At 72.9% G+C, this 20,467-nt stretch carries 21 protein-coding genes and 1 pseudogene; 7 read left to right on the forward strand and 15 right to left on the reverse strand.

The features are described 5' to 3' along the window. Positions 1 to 8 precede the first annotated feature (8 nt). Positions 9 to 266, reverse strand: coding sequence for a helix-turn-helix transcriptional regulator (locus AB0M16_RS16420; protein WP_365343277.1), 258 nt, complete (start codon positions 264 to 266; stop codon positions 9 to 11). Between the two features lie 33 nt (positions 267 to 299). Here AB0M16_RS16420 and map point away from each other — a divergent pair, with 33 nt between their 5' ends. Then, complete coding sequence (map, locus tag AB0M16_RS16425) at positions 300 to 1,067, forward strand: type I methionyl aminopeptidase (protein WP_365343279.1); 768 nt, start codon at positions 300 to 302, stop codon at positions 1,065 to 1,067. Positions 1,068 to 1,119: 52 nt separating this feature from the next. Here map and ggt read toward each other — a convergent pair whose 3' ends face one another. Continuing rightward, positions 1,120 to 2,928: a gamma-glutamyltransferase gene (ggt, locus tag AB0M16_RS16430; protein ID WP_365343622.1), complete on the reverse strand. Its 1,809-nt coding sequence runs from the start codon at positions 2,926 to 2,928 to the stop codon at positions 1,120 to 1,122. A gap of 117 nt (positions 2,929 to 3,045) precedes the next feature. Between ggt and AB0M16_RS16435 the strand changes: the two genes are divergently transcribed. Beyond that, positions 3,046 to 3,792 (forward strand): hypothetical protein, encoded by a 747-nt coding sequence (locus AB0M16_RS16435; protein ID WP_365343281.1) that lies wholly within the window; start codon positions 3,046 to 3,048, stop codon positions 3,790 to 3,792. Here the strand turns inward: AB0M16_RS16435 and AB0M16_RS16440 are convergent. Continuing rightward, positions 3,755 to 5,020 carry a cytochrome P450 gene (locus tag AB0M16_RS16440; RefSeq protein ID WP_365343283.1) on the reverse strand — a complete coding sequence of 422 codons (1,266 nt, stop codon included), beginning with the start codon at positions 5,018 to 5,020 and terminating at the stop codon, positions 3,755 to 3,757. The genes AB0M16_RS16435 and AB0M16_RS16440 overlap by 38 nt on opposite strands. 121 nt (positions 5,021 to 5,141) lie before the next feature. On the opposite strand from AB0M16_RS16440, the gene AB0M16_RS16445 reads away from it, so the two are divergent. From AB0M16_RS16445 to AB0M16_RS16455, 3 genes and pseudogenes are all read left to right on the forward strand, one after another. Next, entirely contained in the window at positions 5,142 to 6,404 is a 1,263-nt protein-coding gene (locus tag AB0M16_RS16445) for a hypothetical protein (RefSeq protein ID WP_365343285.1), read from the forward strand. 352 nt (positions 6,405 to 6,756) lie between these two features. Continuing rightward, a pseudogene (locus AB0M16_RS16450) lies at positions 6,757 to 7,029 on the forward strand (L,D-transpeptidase); the annotation flags it as partial. 180 nt (positions 7,030 to 7,209) lie between these two features. Further along, on the forward strand, positions 7,210 to 8,760 hold the full coding sequence (locus tag AB0M16_RS16455) for a CocE/NonD family hydrolase (protein WP_365343287.1): 1,551 nt from the start codon (positions 7,210 to 7,212) through the stop codon (positions 8,758 to 8,760). 328 nt (positions 8,761 to 9,088) lie between these two features. On the opposite strand, the gene AB0M16_RS16460 is transcribed toward AB0M16_RS16455, so the two are convergent. From AB0M16_RS16460 to AB0M16_RS16485, 6 genes are all read right to left on the reverse strand, one after another. Then, positions 9,089 to 9,526: a DUF6278 family protein gene (locus tag AB0M16_RS16460; RefSeq protein ID WP_365343289.1), complete on the reverse strand. Its 438-nt coding sequence runs from the start codon at positions 9,524 to 9,526 to the stop codon at positions 9,089 to 9,091. Positions 9,527 to 9,600: 74 nt separating this feature from the next. Then, positions 9,601 to 10,380, reverse strand: a complete 780-nt coding sequence (locus tag AB0M16_RS16465) for an exodeoxyribonuclease III (RefSeq protein ID WP_365343291.1) — start codon at positions 10,378 to 10,380, stop codon at positions 9,601 to 9,603. Between the two features lie 87 nt (positions 10,381 to 10,467). Continuing rightward, positions 10,468 to 11,100: an MBL fold metallo-hydrolase gene (locus tag AB0M16_RS16470; RefSeq protein WP_365343293.1), complete on the reverse strand. Its 633-nt coding sequence runs from the start codon at positions 11,098 to 11,100 to the stop codon at positions 10,468 to 10,470. Positions 11,101 to 11,109: 9 nt separating this feature from the next. Continuing rightward, positions 11,110 to 12,375, reverse strand: a complete 1,266-nt coding sequence (locus AB0M16_RS16475; RefSeq protein WP_365343295.1) for an alpha/beta fold hydrolase — start codon at positions 12,373 to 12,375, stop codon at positions 11,110 to 11,112. A gap of 72 nt (positions 12,376 to 12,447) precedes the next feature. Then, the gene (locus AB0M16_RS16480) at positions 12,448 to 13,101 is read right to left on the reverse strand and encodes a class F sortase (protein ID WP_365343297.1); all 654 of its coding nucleotides are present in this window, start codon (positions 13,099 to 13,101) and stop codon (positions 12,448 to 12,450) included. A 72-nt stretch (positions 13,102 to 13,173) separates the two neighbouring features. Further along, positions 13,174 to 13,689: a sortase gene (locus tag AB0M16_RS16485; protein ID WP_365343299.1), complete on the reverse strand. Its 516-nt coding sequence runs from the start codon at positions 13,687 to 13,689 to the stop codon at positions 13,174 to 13,176. Positions 13,690 to 14,079: 390 nt separating this feature from the next. Here AB0M16_RS16485 and AB0M16_RS16490 point away from each other — a divergent pair, with 390 nt between their 5' ends. Further along, complete coding sequence (locus tag AB0M16_RS16490) at positions 14,080 to 15,144, forward strand: right-handed parallel beta-helix repeat-containing protein (protein WP_365343301.1); 1,065 nt, start codon at positions 14,080 to 14,082, stop codon at positions 15,142 to 15,144. A 72-nt stretch (positions 15,145 to 15,216) separates the two neighbouring features. Next, positions 15,217 to 16,248 (forward strand): methyltransferase, encoded by a 1,032-nt coding sequence (locus AB0M16_RS16495; RefSeq protein WP_365343303.1) that lies wholly within the window; start codon positions 15,217 to 15,219, stop codon positions 16,246 to 16,248. An 82-nt stretch (positions 16,249 to 16,330) separates the two neighbouring features. Here AB0M16_RS16495 and AB0M16_RS16500 read toward each other — a convergent pair whose 3' ends face one another. Genes AB0M16_RS16500 through AB0M16_RS16525 form a run of 6 tightly spaced genes read right to left on the reverse strand, consistent with a single transcriptional unit; the run spans position 16,331 to position 20,434 of the window. Then, entirely contained in the window at positions 16,331 to 16,663 is a 333-nt protein-coding gene (locus AB0M16_RS16500; protein WP_365343305.1) for a TcmI family type II polyketide cyclase, read from the reverse strand. A 23-nt stretch (positions 16,664 to 16,686) separates the two neighbouring features. Continuing rightward, positions 16,687 to 17,166 carry an SRPBCC family protein gene (locus tag AB0M16_RS16505; RefSeq protein ID WP_365343307.1) on the reverse strand — a complete coding sequence of 160 codons (480 nt, stop codon included), beginning with the start codon at positions 17,164 to 17,166 and terminating at the stop codon, positions 16,687 to 16,689. A gap of 1 nt (position 17,167) precedes the next feature. Then, positions 17,168 to 17,428, reverse strand: coding sequence for an acyl carrier protein (locus AB0M16_RS16510; protein WP_365343309.1), 261 nt, complete (start codon positions 17,426 to 17,428; stop codon positions 17,168 to 17,170). A gap of 26 nt (positions 17,429 to 17,454) precedes the next feature. Next, on the reverse strand, positions 17,455 to 18,702 hold the full coding sequence (locus AB0M16_RS16515) for a ketosynthase chain-length factor (protein WP_365343311.1): 1,248 nt from the start codon (positions 18,700 to 18,702) through the stop codon (positions 17,455 to 17,457). After that, positions 18,699 to 19,967, reverse strand: a complete 1,269-nt coding sequence (locus AB0M16_RS16520; protein WP_365343313.1) for a beta-ketoacyl-[acyl-carrier-protein] synthase family protein — start codon at positions 19,965 to 19,967, stop codon at positions 18,699 to 18,701. Before AB0M16_RS16520 ends, AB0M16_RS16515 begins: the two co-directional genes overlap by 4 nt. Beyond that, positions 19,964 to 20,434, reverse strand: a complete 471-nt coding sequence (locus tag AB0M16_RS16525) for a cupin domain-containing protein (RefSeq protein WP_365343315.1) — start codon at positions 20,432 to 20,434, stop codon at positions 19,964 to 19,966. The genes AB0M16_RS16520 and AB0M16_RS16525 overlap by 4 nt, the downstream gene beginning before the upstream one ends. Between the last annotated feature and the right edge of the window lie 33 nt (positions 20,435 to 20,467).

Below are 20,467 nucleotides of genomic sequence, written 5' to 3' on the forward strand. Positions count from 1 at the left end.
CGGCGATCCTAGGTGGCCGCGGCGACGAGGGCACACCGCGCCACCAGCTCGTCCATCGACAGCCCGAGCACACCCGCGAGCGCGGCCACGGTGAAGAAGGCGGGAGTCGGGGCGCGGCCGGTCTCGATCTTGCGGAGGGTCTCCGCGGAGAGCCCGGCCGCGGCGGCGATCTCGGCCATCGAGCGGTCGCCTCGGGCCACGCGCAGCAGGTGGCCGAGCCGTTCGCCGCGCTCGCGCTCTTCGGGGGTCAGGGGGGTTCGCACCATGGAACCCATTCTAATACCGGTATAGTAATTGGCATGGTGGAGATCAAGACGGACGAGAACCTGTTGCTCATGCGCGAGGCGGGGCGGGTGGTGGCCCAGGCCCTGGACGCCGTACGGGAGAAGGCGGCGCCCGGTGTGACGCTCGCCGAACTCGACCGGGCCGCGCGCGAGGTGCTCACGGCGGCGGGCGCCGGCTCGCCGTTCCTCGACTACCACCCGCGCTGGGCCCCGGTGCCCTTCCCGGCGGTGGTCTGCCTGTCGGTGAACGACGCCATCGTGCACGGCGTGCCGGACGGCACCCGGCTCGCGGACGGCGACCTGCTGAGCGCGGACTGCGGGGCGGTGCTCGGCGGCTGGGTCGGCGACTCGGCGGTGAGCTTCACGGTCGGCCGGGCACGCCCCGAGGACACCCGGCTGATCGACACGGCGTACGAGGCCCTGGAGGCAGGCATCGCGGCGGCCGTGGTCGGCAACCGCGTCGGGGACATCGCGCACGCCGTCGGACGGGTCTGCCGGCGGGCCGGGTACGGCATCCCGGACGGCCTCGGCGGGCACGGTGTGGGCCGCACCATGCACGAGGGCCCGGACGTCCCCAACGAGGGGCGCCCGGGCCGGGGGATGCCGCTGCGGCACGGCATGGTGGTCGCGATCGAGCCGATGCTGATCGGCGGCGGCCGCGACCACCACTACACGGCCGCGGACGGCTGGACGATCCGCACGGTCGACGGCTCACGCGCTGCCCACACCGAGCACACCGTGGCGATCACGGACGCCGGTCCGCGCGTCCTGACGGCCCTGTAGCCGCCGCCACGACCCGCACGGGGCGCGGTCCCCGGCCGCGGACCGCGGTCCTTCAGCCGGCGTCCGGTCGCACCACCATCGCCGAACCTCCGCCCCTGCGGACGGTCTCGGCGGCGGCCAGCCAGCGCCCGTCGGGCAGTCGCTGGACGCCGGTGGCAGCGCCGATCTCCGGGTTCTGCCGGAAGCCGTGCCCGATCGCCTCCAGCTCGGCCTTCAGCGGGCTGTTCCACAGGGCCGGTTCGAGCTCCGTGGTCGCCTGGTTGCGCTGGCTCGCGCGGGGCGCGGCGATGGCGTCGACCAGCGGCAGGCCACGGTCGACGACCCCGGTGAGGGTCTGCAGGACGGTGGTGATGATGGTGGCGCCGCCCGGGGAGCCGAGCGCCAGGACCGGCCGGCCCGCCTTGTCGAGGACGATCGTCGGCGAGATCGAGGAGCGCGGGCGCTTGCCGGGGCCGGGCAGGTTGGGATCGTGCACGGCGGGGTTGGCCGGGGCGAAGGAGAAGTCGGTCAGCTCGTTGTTGAGCAGGAAGCCGCGCCCGGGCACGGTGATGCCGCTGCCGCCGGTGGACTCGATGGTGAGGGTGTAGGCGACGACGTTGCCCCACTTGTCGCCGACGGTCAGGTGGGTGGTGTTCTCGCCCTCGTACGTGGTCGGGGCGGCCGTGCCGCCGCTCGCGCAGGGCTTCGGGTCACGCGGGTCGCCCGGCGCCAGCGGGCTGGTGAGGGCGGCGTCGTCCCGGATCAGGCAGGCCCGGGAGTCGGCGTACCGCTGGGAGAGCAGGCCGCGGGTGGGCACGTCCTCGAAGGCCGGGTCGCCGACCCAGCGGCCGCGGTCGGCGAAGGCGATCCGGCTGGCCTCGATGAAGCGGTGCAGGTAGCGGGCCTGGCCGGCGCCGGCCAGGTCGGTGCCCTCCAGGATGTTGAGGGCCTCGCCGACGCTGGTGCCGCCGGAGGAGGAGGGCGCCATGGAGTAGACGTCGAGGCCGCGGTACGAGACCTTCGTGGGCCGCCGCCGGATCGTGTCGTAGTCGGCGAGGTCGTCCTCGGTGAGGTCACCGGAGCGCACCACCCGGGTGGCGCCCTCGCGCACCGGCGGGTGCTGGACGGTGTTGACGATGTCGCGGGCGAGCGGGCCCTTGTAGAGCGCCCCGACGCCCTGGCGGCCCAGCTGCTCGTAGGTGCGGGCCAGGTCGGGGTTCTTGAAGGTCGAGCCGACCACGGGCAACTGCCCTTGGGGCAGGAAGAGTTCGGCGGAGGCGGGGAAGTCGCGGAAGCGGGCCTCGTTGCCGGCGGTCTGGGCGCGGAAGGTGGCGTCGACGGTGAAGCCGTCGCGGGCGAGGCGCTCGGCCGGCTGCAGGAGCTTGCGGAGCGGCTTGCTGCCCCAGGCGTCGAGGGCGGTCTCCCAGGTGGCGGGGGTGCCGGGGGCGCCGACGCCGCGGCCGCTGGTCATGCCCTCCTCGAAGGGGATGGGCTTGCCGTTCTCGACGAAGAGGTCGGCGTCGGCGGAGCCGGGCGCGGTCTCGCGGCCGTCGATCGTGTGGACGGTACGCGTCTTCGCGTCGTAGTAGACGAAGTAGCCGCCTCCGCCGATGCCGGCCGAGTACGGCTCGGTGACGCCCAGGGCCGCGGCCACGGCGACGGCGGCGTCGACGGCGTTGCCGCCGTTGCGGAGCACCTCGACGCCGGCCGCGGAGGCGTCGGCGTCGACGCTGGCGACGGCTCCGCCCCAGCCGGTGGCGACCGGCGCCTTCGCGGGTGCCGGACGGGGCGGCGCGGCGGTCGGCGGCGCGGCGGCGCCCACCGAGAGCACCGTCGCGGCGACGGCCAGGACGGAGCCGTTTCGGACGGCTGAACGCCGCAACTGAGACTGCATCACTACCTCCAGTCGACGACCGTCCGCGCAGCGTAACCGCTGTCCCCGCCTCCCGTCAGGACCGCCTCTCGAACAGTCGACCGGTGCCCAGTAGCATGCGCGCCCATGAACGAAGACGTGCGCAACGTCGTCCTGGGCGTGCTCGCCACCGGAGTCAGCGGCTTGCTCGGCTGGCTGACCCGCACCTACCTGTGGCGGCGCAAACTCCGCAGGAAACAGGCCTTCTTCGGGCTGCCGAGTCACTCCGAGTGCCTGCTCGTGGTGCACCGGGAGGCGGGCAGCGACAGCGCGGTGCACCGCTACGACGTGTCGGCGCTCCTCGAACTGTCCGCACTCGTCAAGGACTGCGGGGCGCACGCGCGGATCGTCCAGCACGATCTGGCCCAGCAGGGCTTCGGCGAACGCACGGAGTTCTGCGTGGGCGGGCCCGGCGCGAATCGGCGTATGGGCGCCCACCTGGCCAGCCTGCTGCCGGGGCTGCGGATGAGCGTGGACCGGGAGCCGGCCGAGGAGCGGGGCGCGATACGGATCGGCGACGACGTCTACCGCATGGAGCCGGGCGTCGTCGAGTACGTGCTGCTCGCGCGGCTCACGGCCGGCGAGGGGGGCCGCCCGGTCTTCCTGTTCTGCGGGCAGCGTGCCATCAACAACCAGGCGGCGACCCGCTATCTGGCCCGGCACCACGAGAGGCTCGCCCGACGCCACCGGGGCGGCTCCTTCGTCCTGCTCCTGAAGGTGGTCAACTCCCAGGCGTACGGCCCCGATGTGGTCGAGCTGGTGGCGGACGTGACCCGGCAGGCGCGGACGGCGCCGGTCAGTCCCGCCAGCCGGCCCGCACGGGCAGCGTCTTGATGCCGTTGATGAAGTTGGAGACCAGCCGCCGCGGCCGGCCGGCGAGCTCCAGGTCCCCGCAGGCATCCCGCAGCTCTTCGTGAAGGAGGCGGAGCTGGAGCCGGGCGAAATGGGCGCCGAGGCACACGTGCGGGCCGTCACCGAAGGAGACGTGCGGGTTGGGGGTGCGGGCGAGGTCCACGCGGTGCGGATCGGCGAAGACCCGCTCGTCGTGATTGGCCGAGGCGTGGAGGACGACGACCTTGTCCCCGGCGGCGATCGGCACTCCGGCCAGCTCCGTGTCCCGGGTGGCGGTGCGCCGGAACGAGAGCACGGGCGGGTGGACGCGCAGCAGTTCGTCCACGGCCGTGTCCATGCCGACCTCGCCGCGCCACAACCGGGCCCGCTCGTCGGGGTGTCCGGCGAGGGCGAGCAGTCCGCCGGGGGCGGCGCTGCGCACCGTGTCGTTGCCGGCGACGGTCAGCAGGAAGAAGAACATCTCCAGTTCCGCGTCGTGGAGTTCGGACTCCGCGAGGACGGTCATGATGTCGTCGGCGGGGTGCGCGCGCTTGTGCGCGGCGAGCTCCTGCGCGTAGCGGAACATCTCGGCGAGCATCGCGGGTGAGCGCGGGTTGACCGGTCGGCCCACGGTGTCGAGGACGGGCGGCTCGTCGGGGTCCTGGTAGGCGATGACGCGCTCGGTCCAGGTGTGCAGCAGGCCGCGGTCGCTCGCGGGTACGCCGAGCAGGTCGGTGAGATTGAGCAGCGCGTAGTCGTCGGTGACGGCCCGCACGAGGTCCACCTCGTCGCCTCCCGACTCCCGTGCGGCGGCGAGGAGTTCACGCGCGCGGCCGCGTGCGGTCGCGGCGAACCGCTCGATCCGGCCGGGTGTGAACGCGCGGCTGACGAGCCGCCGCAGCCGGCCGTGGCCGGGAGGGTCCTGGTTGAGCATCATGCGCCGGATGAACGGCAGGTCGGCCGGGTCGGGGTCCCGGATCTGGGTGGCGCCGAGGTACGAGGAGAACCCGCCGGCGTCCTTGAGCACCCGCACGACGTCGGCGTGCCGCGTCACGGCCCAGAACCCGGGCCCGGCGGGCCAGCCGAGGACCTCGTACTCCGCCTGGCGGGCGACCGGGTGGTGGTCGCGCAGGGCGCGGTAGCGGTCGTGCGGAATCCCCGCGGCGTAGATCCGCGGGTCGAAGACATCGGGGACGTCGGTGACGTCAGGTGTGTCGCTCGCGTTCCCCACCGGCCCTCCCGTCGAGGTGAAGACGTCTCCATCATGACAGGTCAGAGGCCGTTTTCGTAGGACGGAACGCACAGTTCGCGCGCCTTGTCCGGGCTGTCCTCCGACTCCCAGAATCTCCGTCGTGCACCACGTGGAGAACACGTGGATCACGGAGAACACGGAGAGCACGGAGAGCACGGAGAACAGGGGGAGCATGGGGAAGATCGATCGCGACGCCGTGGTGCGGGCGCAGGTGTTGCTGCTGGGGACGCACGAGCCGCCCTTGAGGCAACTGATCGACGCCTACCGGATCCTGGCGGAGGTGGGCCCGCTGACGTATCTGCCCAAACTGTCAGGCGCGCTGCACTCCTTGGGCTGCCAACCGGAGTTGCGGGCCCGGCCGGACCTGAGGCTGCGGTCCTTCGCCGAGGCGCTGGCCATCGCCCGGCTCCTCGGGGAGGACGAGCCGAAGAGGGAGCGGCTGTTCCGGCAGGCGTTGAGCGGTTACGAGCGCACCCTGTTCGCCCTGGGGCGGCGGGCGGAAGGGCTCGTGGCGTGCGAGGAGCTGGGCGCGTTCGCTCCCTCACGGTTCGCCGCCGTCCTGGCCGAGGAGGGACGCCACGAGGAGGCGGCGGAGCTGCACGAGGCCGCCGCGCGGGCCGAGCGGGCGCAGTGGCCGCACCGTCCGGACGCCGCGGAGATCGCCTGGGCGGCGGAACTGGACGCCGCCGGGCGGCACGAGCAGGCGCTGACGGTCTTCGCCGGACTCGTGGAGGCGTACCGGCGCGCGGTCGGAGCGGGCGAGACTCCGCCGGGCGGCCTGGCCCAGCGGCTCTCCCACCACGCGTGGATGCTGGACGCGTCCGGGCGGCACGCCGAGGCCCGGTCGAGCCGGCGGGAGGCCCTCACCGTCGTCGGCGGACTGACGCGGAGCGATGAGGCCAAGCGGTGGAGCCGCGACTACGAGACGTGGGCCGGTCTGCTCGCCCTTTCCGGGCGCGCCGACGAACCCGCCCCGACACCTGACGCGCCGATGCCCGCCCTCGGCACCGAGGTCCGCCACTGGTCCGCCGACGCGAGGGAGGCGTTCGCGGGGTCCGTCCCCGCGCTGGAGGAGGAGGCGGTGCGCCTCCGTGACGCCGGGCTCCCGCGCGAGCTCCTGACCGTCCACCGCCGGCTCACCGTGCGCAGGGCGTTGTTCCGGTCGAACCACTTCTACCGCTTCGCGGAGGAGATCGGGCCGCTCGTCGACGAGGGCGTGGCCCTCGCCCGTCGCCTTCCCGACGGGGAGGTCCGGCTCGGCCGGGCGCTGACCGACCGCGCCATGTTCCGTCTCGCCGCCACGCGGTACGCCGAGGCGCACACCGACCTCGTGGAGGCCGTCGCGCTCCTCGACGGCTCCTGACGTCGCCCATCTCGCATCCGACATCCCGGAAATAGTCCACATGTACGGAACCGTCTCCGGTCGCCGGGACTCTCACCCTCCGTAAGAGATCACCGCCGGAGGTCGTTCCCGTGAGCCGTCTATCCGTGCCCGCCGCCCTGCTCGTCACCACCGCACTCGCCGTCACGCTCGGGGCGTGCGGTGGCGGGGCGGGGGCGCGGGTGACGCCGAGGGGTCGGCGGGGGACGCGCCGCGTACGCGGATCGCGGTGAATCCGACGGGGGAACGGGCGCAGGCGGGCTCGCCGGTGGTCGTGACGCTCACCGAGGGGCCGCGGCTCCAGCAGGTCACGGTGACGGACGACAAGGGCGGGGAGATGGTCGACCACTCGATGCGGCTGACCTGGTCGGACATGTGTGCCCACGCGGCGCCGTGGAACGCGGCGTACTTCGGCAACGCCAACAAGAGCTCCGGCTGCATCGGGATGAGCGACGCGGACGCCCGCTCGGTGTACGACCAGGTGCAGGTCGGGGACCCGTTCGAGATCACCGGCTCCGACGCCAAGGGCACCCAGGCGCTGAACAACGGCTACGGGGAGTGGAACCTGAGCTGGGCGGACTGGCAGGCGAAGAGCGCTCTGCGCTGAAGTCGCGGAAGCCGCCGAAGGCGTGGAAGCCGCGGAGGTCGCGGGAGGCCACTGAAGTCGGCATTCCGCCAATCGTTACCCTTGCGTAACTTACCGATCAGTTACCTTCGGTAAGCCGCCGACGTTACCGTCGGGTCACTTCACTGCCCCCCATCAGTGACATCCAGTGAGGAGTGACCCGTGCGCACAGCCCTGGCCTACGCCGTCTCGGCCGCCCTCGTCGCCGGGGCGGCCCTCGGGCTCGCCCCCGCCGCCCACGCCGAGACCTCCGGCTCCCTCCGCTTCGTCGACATCACCGGGGACGGCGGCACCGTCCTCAAGGCCAACGTCGTCACCCCGGCCGGTTCCGACGGCGGCACCCGTTTCCCGGTGATCGTGCTCCCCACCAGCTGGGCCGTGCCCCAGATCGAGTACCTCGCACAGGCCCAGAAGCTCGCCGACTCCGGCTACGTCGTGGTGAGTTACAACTCCCGCGGCTTCTGGCAGTCCGGCGGCGAGATCGAGACCGCGGGACCCAAGGACATCGCCGACGCGTCCCGGGTCATCGACTGGGCCCTCGCGAACACCCCCGCCGACCCCGCCAAGGTCGGCATGGCGGGCGTCTCGTACGGCGCAGGCATCAGCCTGCTCGCCGCCGCGCACGACAAGCGGATCAAGGCCGTCGCCGCGCTCAGCGGCTGGGCCGACCTCATCGAGTCCATCTACAGCGGGCGCACCCAGCACCTCCAGGCCGCCGCGCTGCTCGGCGGCGCGGGGTACCTCACGGGCCGCCCGGGCCCCGAACTCCAGCAGATCCTGGGCGACTTCCTGTCCTCCGACCTGACCAAGGAGGACGAGATGATCGCCTGGGGGCGCAAGCGCTCCGCGGTCACCTACGTCGACGCGATCAACGCCAACCGGCCGGCCGTCATGCTCGGCAACGCCTGGGGCGACACCATCTTCCCGCCCAACCAGTTCGCGAGCTTCTACGAGAAGCTGAGCGGCCCCAAGCGCCTGGAGTTCCGGCCCGGCGACCACGCCACCGCCGAGGCCACCGGCCTGCTCGGACTGCCCAACGACACCTGGACCAACGCCCACCGCTGGTTCGACCACTACCTGAAGGGCGTGGACAACGGCGTCGACCGCGAGCAGCCGGTCCAGCTCAAGCCGCGCTCCGCCGCCGGCTACGAGGGCTACCCGGACTGGAAGGCGGTCAACGCGCACCAGCACCGGTTCGCGCTCGGCGGCTCCGAGCACCTCTGGGCGAACGTCGACTCGGGCGCCAACGGCGGCGTCGTCATGCTGTCCAACCTCCTGGACCAGTTCTTCCAGGCGCCGCCCACCGCCTCGATCCCGCTGCTCCCCCGCGCCTTCGCGGGCGTCTGGCAGTCCGAGCGGTACGCCACCCCGCAGCGGGTACGCGGCACGGCCCGGCTGCACACCACCGTCACCCCGACCGCGGAGAGCGGCACCTTCGTCGCGTACCTCTACGACGTCGGCCCGCTGGGCATCGGCAAGCTGATCAGCAACGCCCCGTACACCTTCCACGGCAAGGCTCCGGGGAAGGCGTTCTCCGTCGATCTGGAGCTGTTCTCCACGGCGTACGACGTGCCGGCCGGTCACCGGCTCGCCCTGGTCGTGGACACCGTCGACCCGCTGTACATCGAGCACAACCCGACCGGCGCGCAGCTGACCTTCTCCTCCCCCGCGGCCGACCCGAGTTACGTGTCGGTACCGCTGCGGGCGGAGTGATCACCGGCTGCTGCCGGGCGGGCAGGGCCCGTGCCGGGCTCCCGGGGACGCACGAGGCTACTCCCGGCCCGGCAGCAGCGTGGGCGGTTCGGGGAGAGCGATGTCGGAGGAGGCGCGGGGCACCGGGTGCTTCCCGCCCGTTCAGGACCGGCCCTCCTTGGCCGTGACGGTCATGTGCTGCCTGCCCCCGTGTCTCTCGGCCGATGTCGAGCTCAGCGTCGACTATCCCCGGGAAAAAGGGACTTCACGGCCGACACGCAGGACGGCGGGATAAGCCGTATTTACGGCAGGACGCGGCGGCAGGGACGGGGCGGCGCCGGGGCCGGGGTCAGAACTCGGCCGACTCGGCATAGATCTGGGAGAGCTCGGGTGCCCCCGTGGCGGCCCAGTCGAGACCGGCGGCGACCACGTCGATCTCCCGCCCGGAGGCGAGCCGGACCACCGGCTGCCCGTCCGGCCGGAGCTGCCAGCCGGCCCCGGGCACGGTCCGCACGAGGACCGTGCCCAGGTACAGCCCCGCGTCGTTGCCGATCCAGGGCAGCTCCTCGGGATCGTCCCGCCAGCGCGGCGGGATCTGGTCGAGCGCCGCGAGGGAGCGGGGCGTGTCGTCGAGCGACACCCCGGCCACCTGGGCACGGGCGCGCAGCAGCTCGCACTCGGCGAGCAGTTCGGCCACCCCCTCCGGGTCCCGGTCGAAGGCCGAGACCAGCGGGGACCGTTCGGCGTCGTGCCGCTTGCGCCAGTTGTCCAGGAAGGGGATGTTCATCCGACCAGCGTCGCATCCCGCTCCCACGGGCACCACCCGGCGCGCGGAGATCGTCCCGATCCCCGGGCGGTGTGTCAGACGTCGAGATCGACGACGACCGGGGCGTGGTCGGAGGCGCCCTTGCCCTTGCGCTCCTCGCGGTCGACGTAGCTGTCCTTGACGGCGTCCGCGAACGGCTTGTTGCCGTACACCAGGTCGATGCGCATGCCCCTGTTCTTCGGGAAGCAGAGCTGGCGGTAGTCCCAGTACGTGTACGGGTGGGCGTACTTCAGCGGGCGGGGCACCACGTCGGCGAGGCCGGTCTCGCGCAGCCCGGCGAGCGCGGCCCGCTCGGGCTCGGTGACGTGGGTCGCGCCCTCGAACACGGCGATGTCCCAGACGTCCTCGTCGGTCGGCGCGATGTTGTAGTCGCCGAGCACGGCGAAGGGGCGCTCGCCCGCCGCGTCCTCGGCGACGGCGGCCTTGAGCGCCTCCAGCCAGCGCAGCTTGTACGCGTAGTGCTCGTGGGCCACCTCACGCCCGTTCGGCACGTACACCGACCAGACGCGGACCGGGCCGCAGGTCGCGGAGACGGCCCGCGGCTCCGGCACGCCCTCGTACTCGGGACCGCCGGGCAGGCCGGTGACCACGTCCTCCAGGCCGACCCGGGAGACGAGGGCGACCCCGTTCCACCGGCCGGTGGCGTTGACCACCGATGCGTACCCCAGCTCGCGCAGCTCCTCGGTGGGGAACTGCTCGGCCGTGCACTTGGTCTCCTGGATGCACAGCACATCGGTGCCGGTGCTCTCCAGCCAGGCCAGGAGCCGGGGCAGCCGGGCGGTGATCGAATTGACGTTCCAGGTGGCGATGCGCATGACCGCAAGCCTAACGGCGGGGTGTGACAGCCGGCCGGATCCGGCGCGGGCACGGTCGGAGCGCGGTCGGATCCGGCGCGGGGACGGTCAGAGCTCGGCCGAGTCGCCGGGGGTGAGACGCCGGTGGTCGGTGCCGCCGAGGGCGCCGATCTGGCGGTCGTAGATCGGCCGGGCCAGGTCGGTGAGCAGGGCGTCGTGGATGTCGTACGCGCGGACCGGCCCGACCTCCCGCACGTAGTCGATGACCTCGGAGATCTTGTTCCACGGGGCCATGACCGGCAGGAAGAGGGTCTCCACCGGGCGGTCGGGCACGGTCAGCGCGTCGCCGGGGTGGAAGACTGCGCCGTCGATCAGGAAGCCGATGTTGGTGATCCGCGGGATGTCCGGGTGGATCACCGCGTGCAGCTCGCCGTGCACCTGGACGTCGAACCCGGCCGCGGTGAAGGCGTCGCCGTCGCCGACGGTGTGGATCCGGCCGGGGAACGCCGCCGCCAGCTGATCGGCGACGCTCCGCAGCGTCCACACCTCGACGGCCGGGTCGGCCTCCAGGGCGGCCCGCAGCCGCCCCTCGTCGAAGTGGTCGGGGTGCTCGTGGGTGACGAGGAGGACGTCCGCGCCGAGCGCGGCGTCCTCCTCGGTGAACATCCCCGGGTCGATGACGAGCGTCCGGCCGTCCTTCTCCAACCGGACGCAGGCGTGGGTGTTCTTCGTCAGCTTCACGGGCGCAGCCTACGCCTGCGGGGTGGTGTCCTCCTTGATCACGCGGCTGACCACGCGCAGCGCGCTCTCGGCGGCGGGGAGCCCGCAGTAGACGGCGGTCTGGAGCAGGATCTCGCGGAGCTCGTCCGGGGTGAGGCCGTTGCGCAGGGCGGCCCGGGTGTGGTCGGCGAGGGCGTCGTGGTGGCCGCCGGCGATCAGCGCGGACAGGGTGACCGCACTGCGGGTGCGCCGGTCGAGGCCGTCGCGGCTCCACACCTCGCCCCAGGCGAAGCGGGTGACGAGGTTCTGGAAGGCGGCGCCGAAGCCGTCGGCGAGCGCTTCGTCGACATGGGCGTCGCCGAGCACCTCCCGGCGCAGCTTGAGCCCGCTCTCGTACGGATCGGGGCGCGGCCCCTCCTCCGCGTCCTCGGCGCCCGCCGGGGCGATCTCGGCGACCGGGACGACGGGTGCCGAGGCCGGCGGCATCGGCGGCACGGCCAGGGTGCCCGAGGGCTCGTGGGCGAGGGGGGCGAAGTGGCCGGTGAGCAGCTCGGTGACGGCGGCGGGCTGCTCGACGGGCGCGAGGTGGGAGGCGCTGGGGACCACGGCCAGCCGGGCGTCGGCGATGCCGGCGACGAGGGTGCGCGCCTCTGCGGGACCGGTGATCTCGTCCTCGGAGCCGACGAGGACGAGGGCGGGCACGCCGATGCGGTCGAGTGCCTCGCGGACGTCGAAGACGGCGAGCGCCTCGCAGGCGGCGATGTAGCAGCCGGGGTCGGTGGTGCGGACCATCTGCACGGCCCAGTCGACGATGGCGGGCTGGGCGGCGGCGAAGGTGGGCGTGAACCACTGCTCGGGCGCGGTGCGGGCGATCGGTTCCAGGCCGTTGGTGCGCACGATCACGCCGCGCCGGCGGAACTCGTCGGCGCTGCCGAAGCGGGGCGAGGTGGCGACGAGGGCGAGCGAGGCGACCCGGTGCGGGGCGCGCAGCGCCAGGTCGAGGCCGATGGCGCCGCCGAAGGCGCAGCCGGCGTAGCCGAAGCGCTGGATGCCGAGCTCGTCCAGGGTGGCGAGCAGCCGGTCGCCGAGCTCCGCGACGGAGGCGGCGGGCTGGGCGGGGGCGCCGCCGTGCCCGGGCAGGTCGAAGCGGACGACCCGCCAGCTGCGGGTGAGCTCGGGTATCTGGCGGTCCCACATGTGCCAGGTGGTGCCGAGCGAGGGGCCCAGGACGAGAACGGGAGCATCCTCGCGGCCGTCAGTACGGTATTGCAGGGTGTTCGTCGGTGTCTCACTCACCCGCAAGACCCTCTCATCCCCGGCTGTGCGCCGGGTAGCCGGGTCGCACCGGGCGGTGACCGGGCCGGACGGTCACCTCGTCCCGGTCAGGGTGGCGTACACGACCGTGTTGGCCTGATAGCCGGTGCTTCGGGACCAGTCGCCGCCGCAGGTGATCAGCCGGAGCTCCGGGCGGTCGGAGCTGCCGTAGACCCTGTCGTCGGGGAACCCTTCCTTGGCGTGCTCCTCGACCACGTCGACCGTGAAGAGGGCGGTGCGGCCGTCCTCGCGTTCGACCGCGATCTCGGTGCCGCGGGGCAGGCCGTCGAGCCGGTGGAAGACGGCCGGTCCGGCCGGGGTGTCGACGTGCCCCGTCACGACGGCGGTGCCCCGTGCCCCGGGCGCGGTGCCGTCGGCGTACCAGCCGGCGAGGGTCGGGTCCGAGGCGGGCGGGGGTTGCAGCGCCCCGGTCCCGTCCAGCTCCAAGGGCGTGAGACGAGCGTCGACGCCGATGGCCGGGATCCTGATCCGCGTCGGGTCCGCGTCGGGCAGCGGCCGCGCGGCGGGGACGACGGGGCGGGTGGAGGACGGCCGGGCCCGGGCCGCCGTCGTGCCCCGCGGGCCGTCGTCGGGCAGGGCGTGGGCCAGCAGCAGGGTGCCGGCGAGCGCGGTCCAGGCGAGCGCCGTGATCGAAGGGGCGCGCCGCGGTGGCGTTCCGGTGGCCCTCGGGCCGTGGCCGTTCCTCATGGTGATGGTGCCTCTGGTCGGTGCCTGGCCCCCGGGCGCGGTTCCTCGCGGTGCGGCGCCCGGGGGGTGCGGTCACGCGGAGGTCCGGCGCAGCCTGATCACCCCGCCGACGACGGCGCCGCCGAGCAGCAGCCCGCCCAGGGCGAGCTGGAGGCCCTTGTCGTCACCCTCGGCAGCCCCGGCGGCCCAGCCGAAGCCGGCTTCGACGGCTCCGTGCGGACGGCCGGAGATCTGGTAGGTGACGGTCTGCTTGATCCGGGGCGGGCACTTGAGGGTCACCGTGTCCGTGCCGGAGACGGCGTCCTCGGGCAGCCGGAACTCGCCCACCAGGACGCCCTTCCGGTCACCCGGCAGGAGGTGGAACGAGCCGGCCGCCTCGGACTCGCCCTTGCCGTACGTCTCGTTGCCGCAGGCGGACGTGGTGACGGTGACGGTGGTGCCGGGGGCCGCCTTCCCCGGGCTGATCCGGACGTCGCCGGCGGCCTCACCGGCCGCCGGCTCCGCCACGGCGGCGACGGCGGTGGGGGCGGACAGAACGAGGGCGCCCAGGACCAGGGCGAGCTGTGAACCGGTACGCGCGAGGCGCATGCTTCTCTCCTTCGGCGGAGCTTTCCTGGCCGGCTCGTCCGCGCGGCGCCTGTGCTGTGCTCCGAGCACGAGGGAAACCCCGGCCGGTGGTCACCGCAACGGGACGGACGGGCCCGGGTGTCCCCCGGTCGGGTCCTTGATCGTCCGTTCCGTGATCATCACCGCAGGTCACGGCGGATCGCCCGGCGCACGGAAAGGGTCGGCGCCCGGCGTGCGAACGGGCTAGGGAGCGGTGTCCGGCCGGTCAGGGCCGGCCCCCGCCTGAACGCCGGAAGGTCCCCGGTGCCCGTCCGGCGTCACCCGGACCGCGTTCCTCCGCCGGTGGACGAGCGCAGCCCACCCGGGCGATCAGCGGTGGCCGGGCCGAACTCGCGCTCATAGCTTCGCCATATGACCAAACGACAGATCGCCCTCCTGGCGTGCACCGCGGTCCTCGCGGCGTCGGGCGTGGGCGCCGCCGCACCGTCGGCGAGGAGCGTCAGCGTGCACTGGGTCGGCCCCGGTGCATCGATCCAGAAGGCAGTGGACGCCGCCCGGCCGGGGGACACCGTCCTGCTCTCCCCCGGCACCTACCGGGAGAGCGTCCTCATCACCACACCGAACCTGACGCTGCGTGGGACCGGTGGCCTGCCGACCCTGATCGTGCCGGGCCCGGCCGGTGCCGACAACGCGTGCGCGAAGGCCGGCCACGGCATCTGCGTCACCGGGACGAAGGACCGTCCCGTCGAGGGCGTCACCGTGCGCTCGCTGACGCTCCGGGGCTTCACCAAGTCCGGCCTGTGGGCCTCGTGGACCGACCGGCTGAGGGTGCAGCGGGTGATCGCCGAGAAGAACGGCACCTGGGGCATCGCCCAGCAACGGTCCGCGCGCGCCGAGCTCAGCCACAACATCGCCCGGGACAACGGCGACGCCGGGCTGTTCCTGGCCAACACCGTCGACGAGGAGGGGGGAGCCACCGACGCCCAGGGCACGGTGGTCACCCGCAACCGGGTGTCCGGCAACCGGATCGGCGTCACGCTCCGGCGGCTGCGGAACCTGACGGTCGACCACAACGACGCGACCGGGAACTGTGCCGCGGTCTTCGTCGTGGGCGACGAGTCCACGCCGCGCGCCGGGGCGATGACGCTGCGCCGGAACCACATCCACGCCAACAACAAGCTCTGCCCGAAGACCCCCCGGCTGCCCTTCCTGCAGGGCTCGGGAATCGTCCTGACCGGCACCGAGAACACGGTCGTCGCGGAGAACAGGGTCGTGGACAACGTGGGCGACTCCCCGCTGTCGGGCGGCATCGTGCTGTTCAAGAGCTTCGTGGGCGCCGTCAACGAGCGCAACGAGATCCGCGACAACGTCGTGCTGCGCAACGGCAAGGCCGACCTGGCCAACCGCGACACCGGCCAGGGCAACACCTTCCGCGGCAACACCTGCAAGGTCTCCGAGCCCGCGGGCATGTGCTGACCGGTCCCTCCCCGTACCGGCCCCCACCCCCCCGTTCCCCACGGGGCACGACAGCAAAGGCAAGGCGAACACATGACGACTGTTGATCCCGCTCCCCCGCCGCCCATGCAGCTGCGGGAGCTCGTCTTCGGCGCGGCGGTCGCCGCCGCCGTGCGCGCGGCCGCGCGCCTGGGCGTGGCGGACGCCCTGAACGACTCGCCCATGACCGTGGAGGCGCTCGCGGCCGAGGTGAAGACGGAGCCGCGCACGCTGCGCCGGCTGCTGCGCGCCCTGTCCTGCAGGGGCGTCTTCACCGAGCTCCCCGACGGCACCTTCGCCCACACCGAGATGTCCCGGCTGCTGCGCGAGGACGACCCGCACAGCCTGCGGTACATCGCGCTGTGGTGCACCGAACCGTGGACCTGGGACGTCTGGCCGAAGCTCGACGAGGCGGTGCGCTCCGGCCGCAACGTCTTCCAGGACGTGTACGACCGGGAGTTCTTCACCTACCTCAACGAGGACGCGCCCGAGTCCGCGCACGTCTTCAACCGGGCCATGACGACGTCGAGCCGGCAGTCCGCCGAGGACGTCGCCGAACTGCTCGATCTGCGCGGGGTGTCCTCGGTCGCCGACATCGGAGGCGGTCAGGGGCACGTCCTGGTGAGTCTGCTGGACAAGCACCCCGGCCTGCACGGCACGCTGCTCGACCTGCCGGGAGTGGCGGGGAACGCCGATCCGCGGCTGCGGGCGGGCGGCTCTCTGGCCTCGCGGGCCCGGGTGGTGGCCGGCGACTGCCGCGAGGACATCCCCGTCGAGGCGGATGTGTACATCATCAAGAACATCCTGGAGTGGGACGACGACAGCACCCGCAGGACGCTGGCCAACATCCGCAGGGCGGCCCGTCCCGGCGCCCGGGTCGTGGTGATCGAGAACCTGGTGGACGACACCCCGTCCATGCGGTTCACGACGGCCATGGACCTGCTGCTGCTCCTCAACGTGGGCGGTGCGAAGCACACCCGGCAGAGCATGGTCGACCGGCTGACGGACGCGGGCCTGGTCATCGGCGAGATCCGCCCGGTCAACGCCTATCTGCACGCCTTCGAGTGCACCGTGCCGCCCCGCTGACGGGGAGCCGCGGAGGAAACCCGAGGCCGCCCGCTCCGCGTCTGTCGCGGGGCGGGCGGCCTCGGGTGTGTCCGCCGTTCGCTCAGGAGCGGGCGTCCCGCTCCCAGCGGTAGAAGCAGTGCGCCATGGCGTCCTTGGGGCTGCGCCAGGTCGCCGGGTCGTACGCGCTGACGTACGCCGACAGCTTCTCACTGGTGCTGCGGAACTCCGGGTGCCCGGTGAGTCTGGCGATGGCGGGCGCCGGGTCCTGCTCGGACTCGATGAGGTGCAGATAGACCTCGCCGAACTGGAAGAGGCTGCGCCGGTTGACGCCGACCAGGTGCGGGAGTTCGCCGCTGTCGGACTCGGCGAACACGTCGGCGATCGCCGGCGCCGAACCGGGCGCCATGCGGGCGACGATCAGGGCGTGGTGCATCGCTCTCCTTCCTCGGGGTGCGGTCAGCCGGGCAGGACCGGCGCGCGTCCGCTCTCGCGGTCCGCCTGCACGACGCGGTCCCTGATCAGGGCCATCTGGACGCGGGAGTTGCGGTTGATGTTGTCCGTCATCCAGTCGTCGTCGACCGGTGCGTCGGGCTTCATCGCGAAGTCCTGGACCCAGCGCATCTGGACGCCGCCGGGCAGTTCCGTGTACTCCCACCGGATGTTCATGTGGGCGAACGGTCCGGTCTCGACGCGGCGGGCCCGTACGGTCCGGTTGCGGCGGTCCACGGTGCGTTCCGACACCCAGCTCCAGACCTTCCCGTTGTCGTCCGGGTGCATGGTCAGGCGGAACGTGGTGGTGTCGCCCTCGCGGGAGAGCACCTCGACGGAGGCGTACTCGCTGAAGAGCTGCGGCCAGTTCTCGATGTCGTTGGTCATGTCCCAGACGAGATCGATGGGGGCGTTGATGGTGATGCTGTTGTCGGTGTGTCCTGACACGTCAGACTCCGGTCCTCAGGGTGTTGTTGACGAGGTCGACGAACTCGGCCGGGGTCTTGCAGCGCTCGGCGTCGGTGGGCAGCGCCACGCTGTACCGGTTCTCCAGCTCGCCGACGATGCCCAGCAGGCCCAGCGAGTCGACGCCGAGGGTGCCGAAGGGCGCGTCCGGCGCCTCCTCGAGCTGCCGGGGGTCGACGGTCACGCCGGCCGACTGCTTCATCAGCGTGGCCAGTTCGTCGAAGGTCAGTTCGGTGGTGATCATGTCTGTCTCTCCTTCCCCGCCCGGCGCTACCGGGCGGATTCGCCACCGCGGCGCAGCACCAGCGCCGCGGTGGATCCCATGAGTCCCCGGCTGAGGACCAGGGCCGTGCGCAGCTCGGCGGGGCGAGCGCGGGACACCACCAGGTCGAGGTCGTAGGCGATGTCGAACACGTGGGGGGTGGGGGGTACGAGGCCGTGCTCCATGGCCAGCACCGCGGCGGCGGTGTCGAGCACGGGCGCCCCGCAGTAGGCGCGCCCGAAGCCGGTCTTGGGGGCCGTCACGGGCACCCGGGCGGCGTGGGTCCCCAGGGCGTCGGCGAGTGCGAGCGCCTCGGCGCGATCCGCCTCCGGTACGCCGAGGGCGTCGGCGAACACCACGTCGATCTCCTCGGGGGCGCAGCCGGCCTCGTCGAGGGCGACCCGGATCGCGCGGGCGAGTCCCTCCCGGGACTCCGCCCAGCGCGAGGCGCCGGTGAAGGTGGCGCCGTGGCCGGCGACGGTGGCCCGGACCTCCGCGCCCCGGTCGTGGGCGCGGCGCTCGTCCTCGACGACGAGCATGGCTCCGCCCTCGGCGGGCACGAATCCGCGGGCCGCCGTCGTGAAGGGGCGGTAGGCGCGGTCGGGCTCCTCGGCGGTGCTGAGCTCCCGATAGCCGAGCTGGCACACCGTCGAGTACGGGGCGAGGGGCGCCTCCGCGGCGCCGACGACGATGGCCCCGGTGCCGCGCCGTACGGCCCGGGCCGCGTGGGCGAGGGCGTCCAGGCCGCCCGCCTCGTCGCTGGCGACCACCCCGCACGGCCCCTTGAAGCCGTGCCGGATGGAGATCTGGCCGGTGCTCGCCGCGTAGAACCAGGCGATGGACTGGTAGGGGCCGACGAACTTCGAGCCCTGTCCCCACAGCTTCTGCAGCTCGCGCTGGCCGAACTCGCCGCCGCCCGACCCGGCGGCGGTGACGACACCGATGGAGAAGGGATCCTCGGGGTCCTCGTCCGGGCCGAGGCCGGCGTCGTCGAGGGCGAGCCGGGCCGCCGCCATGGCGTAGTGGGTGAACCGGTCCGTCTGGACGACGAAGCGTTCCTCGATGAGGGCGGTGGCATCGAAGCCCTCGACCTGGCCGGCGACCTTCAGAGGCAGGTTCTCGCACCCCTCGCGGGTGATCCGGTCGAGGAAGCCGAGGCCTTCCCGTACGGATTTCCAGTACGCGTCGGCGTCCAGTCCGTTGGGGGCGATCACCCCGATCCCGGTGACGGCCGCCGGCCGTGGGCGTGTGCTCATCGTGTCCTCCCGCCCGGCCCGGTCATGAGCACCGCGGACTGGAAGCCGCCGAATCCGCTGCCCACGGAGAGCACGTTCCTCAGCTTTCGCGGGCGGGCGGTGCGCGGCACGTAATCCAGGTCGCACTCGGGGTCGGGGGTCTCGTAGTTGGCCGTCGGGGGCACCACCTGGTGCTGCAGTGCGAGCACGCAGGCGGCGACCTCTATCGCCCCGATCGCGCCGAGCGAGTGCCCCACCATGGATTTGATGGAGCTCATGGGCGTGTCGTAGGCGTGGGCTCCGAGGGAGCGCTTCACGGCGGCGGTCTCGTGCCGGTCGTTCTGCCGGGTGCCGGAGCCGTGCGCGTTGACGTAGTCGATCTTCGTCGGGTCGAGTCGGGCCTGGCCGAGCGCGGTGTCGATCGCCCGGGACATCTCGATTCCCTCCGTGGTCAGACCGGTCATGTGGTAGGCGTTGCCGTAGGTGGCGTAGCCGCTGATCTCGCAGTAGATGTGCGCGCCGCGGGCCCGCGCGTGCTCGTACTCCTCCAGGACGAGGACCGCCGCGCCCTCTCCCATGACGAAGCCGTTGCGACGGTTGTCGAAGGGCTTGGAGGCGTGCTCGGGGTCGTCGTTGTCGGGGGAGGTCGCCTTGATGGCGTCGAAGCAGGCCATCGTGATCGGCGATATCGGCGAGTCCGAGGCGCCCGCGATGCAGACGTCCGCCCGGCCCTCCTCGATGGTGTGGAAGGCGTAGCCGACCGCGTCGAGACCGGAGGTGCAGCCGGTGGAGACCGTCTGCACGGGGCCGCGGGCCCCGAACCGTTCGGCCACGACCGCGGCGAGGGTGCTCGGCTGGAACGCCGTGTGCAGCTGCGGACCGGCCAGTCGGTGGTCGACGTCCCAACGCCGGCCCGCCTCGCTGACCAGGACGTAGTCGTGCTCCAGACGGGTGGTCCCGCCCACGGCACTGCCCAGGGAGACCGCGACGCGCCACGGGTCCTCGGCGCCGGTGTCGAGTCCGGAGTCGCGTACGGCCTCGCCGGCCGCGACGACGGCGAACTGGACGTACCGGTCCGCGTGCTCGGCGATCTCCGGGTCCAGGCCGTGCGCGGCCGGGTCGAAGTCGCACTCGGCGGCTATCCGCGAGCGCAGGCCGGCCGGATCGAACAGGGTGATGCCGCGGGTGGCGGTACGGCCGTTGGCGAGAAGGTCCCAGAACGCCGTCGCCCCCGTGCCGCCGGGAGCGACCACCCCGATTCCGGTGACCGCGACACGCCGGGTCACTCGATGGCCCCGCTGCGCTCGGACACCTGTCCGGGGTCGCCCACGGACAGGTGCGGCCCGGTGCCCGCGAGCTCGCCGCTCTCGTCGTCCTCCGTGTCGACGTGGCCGAGGCTCGGCCGCGGGGCGAGCGGGCCCAGGTGGAACACCATGCGGGCCTCCACGTCGCCGACGTTGCGGAAGCGGTGGCGGACGTCGATGGGGATCAGGAGCCCCTGGTCGGACCGGAGCGCGTACGTGTCGCCGTCCAGGTCCACCTCGAGCGCACCCTGGACGACGTACACGAACTCCTCGGAGTACGGGTGGTAGTGCTCGCCGATACGCTCGCCCGGCTGCACGATGGCCAGGCCCATGAAGCCGCTGGTGGAACCCACGGTGGCCGGCGTGAGCATGGCCCGCAGGTCACCTCCGCGCCTGCGGTTGGGCTCCGTGTCGCTCAGGTTCACGATGCGGGGACGCTGCTTGAGCATGGTTGGTACCTCCGAGTGGGGCAGTTGCGTGCG

It is taken from the genome of Streptomyces sp. NPDC051921, assembly GCF_040680975.1.
Taxonomy (GTDB): Bacteria; Actinomycetota; Actinomycetes; order Streptomycetales; family Streptomycetaceae; genus Streptomyces.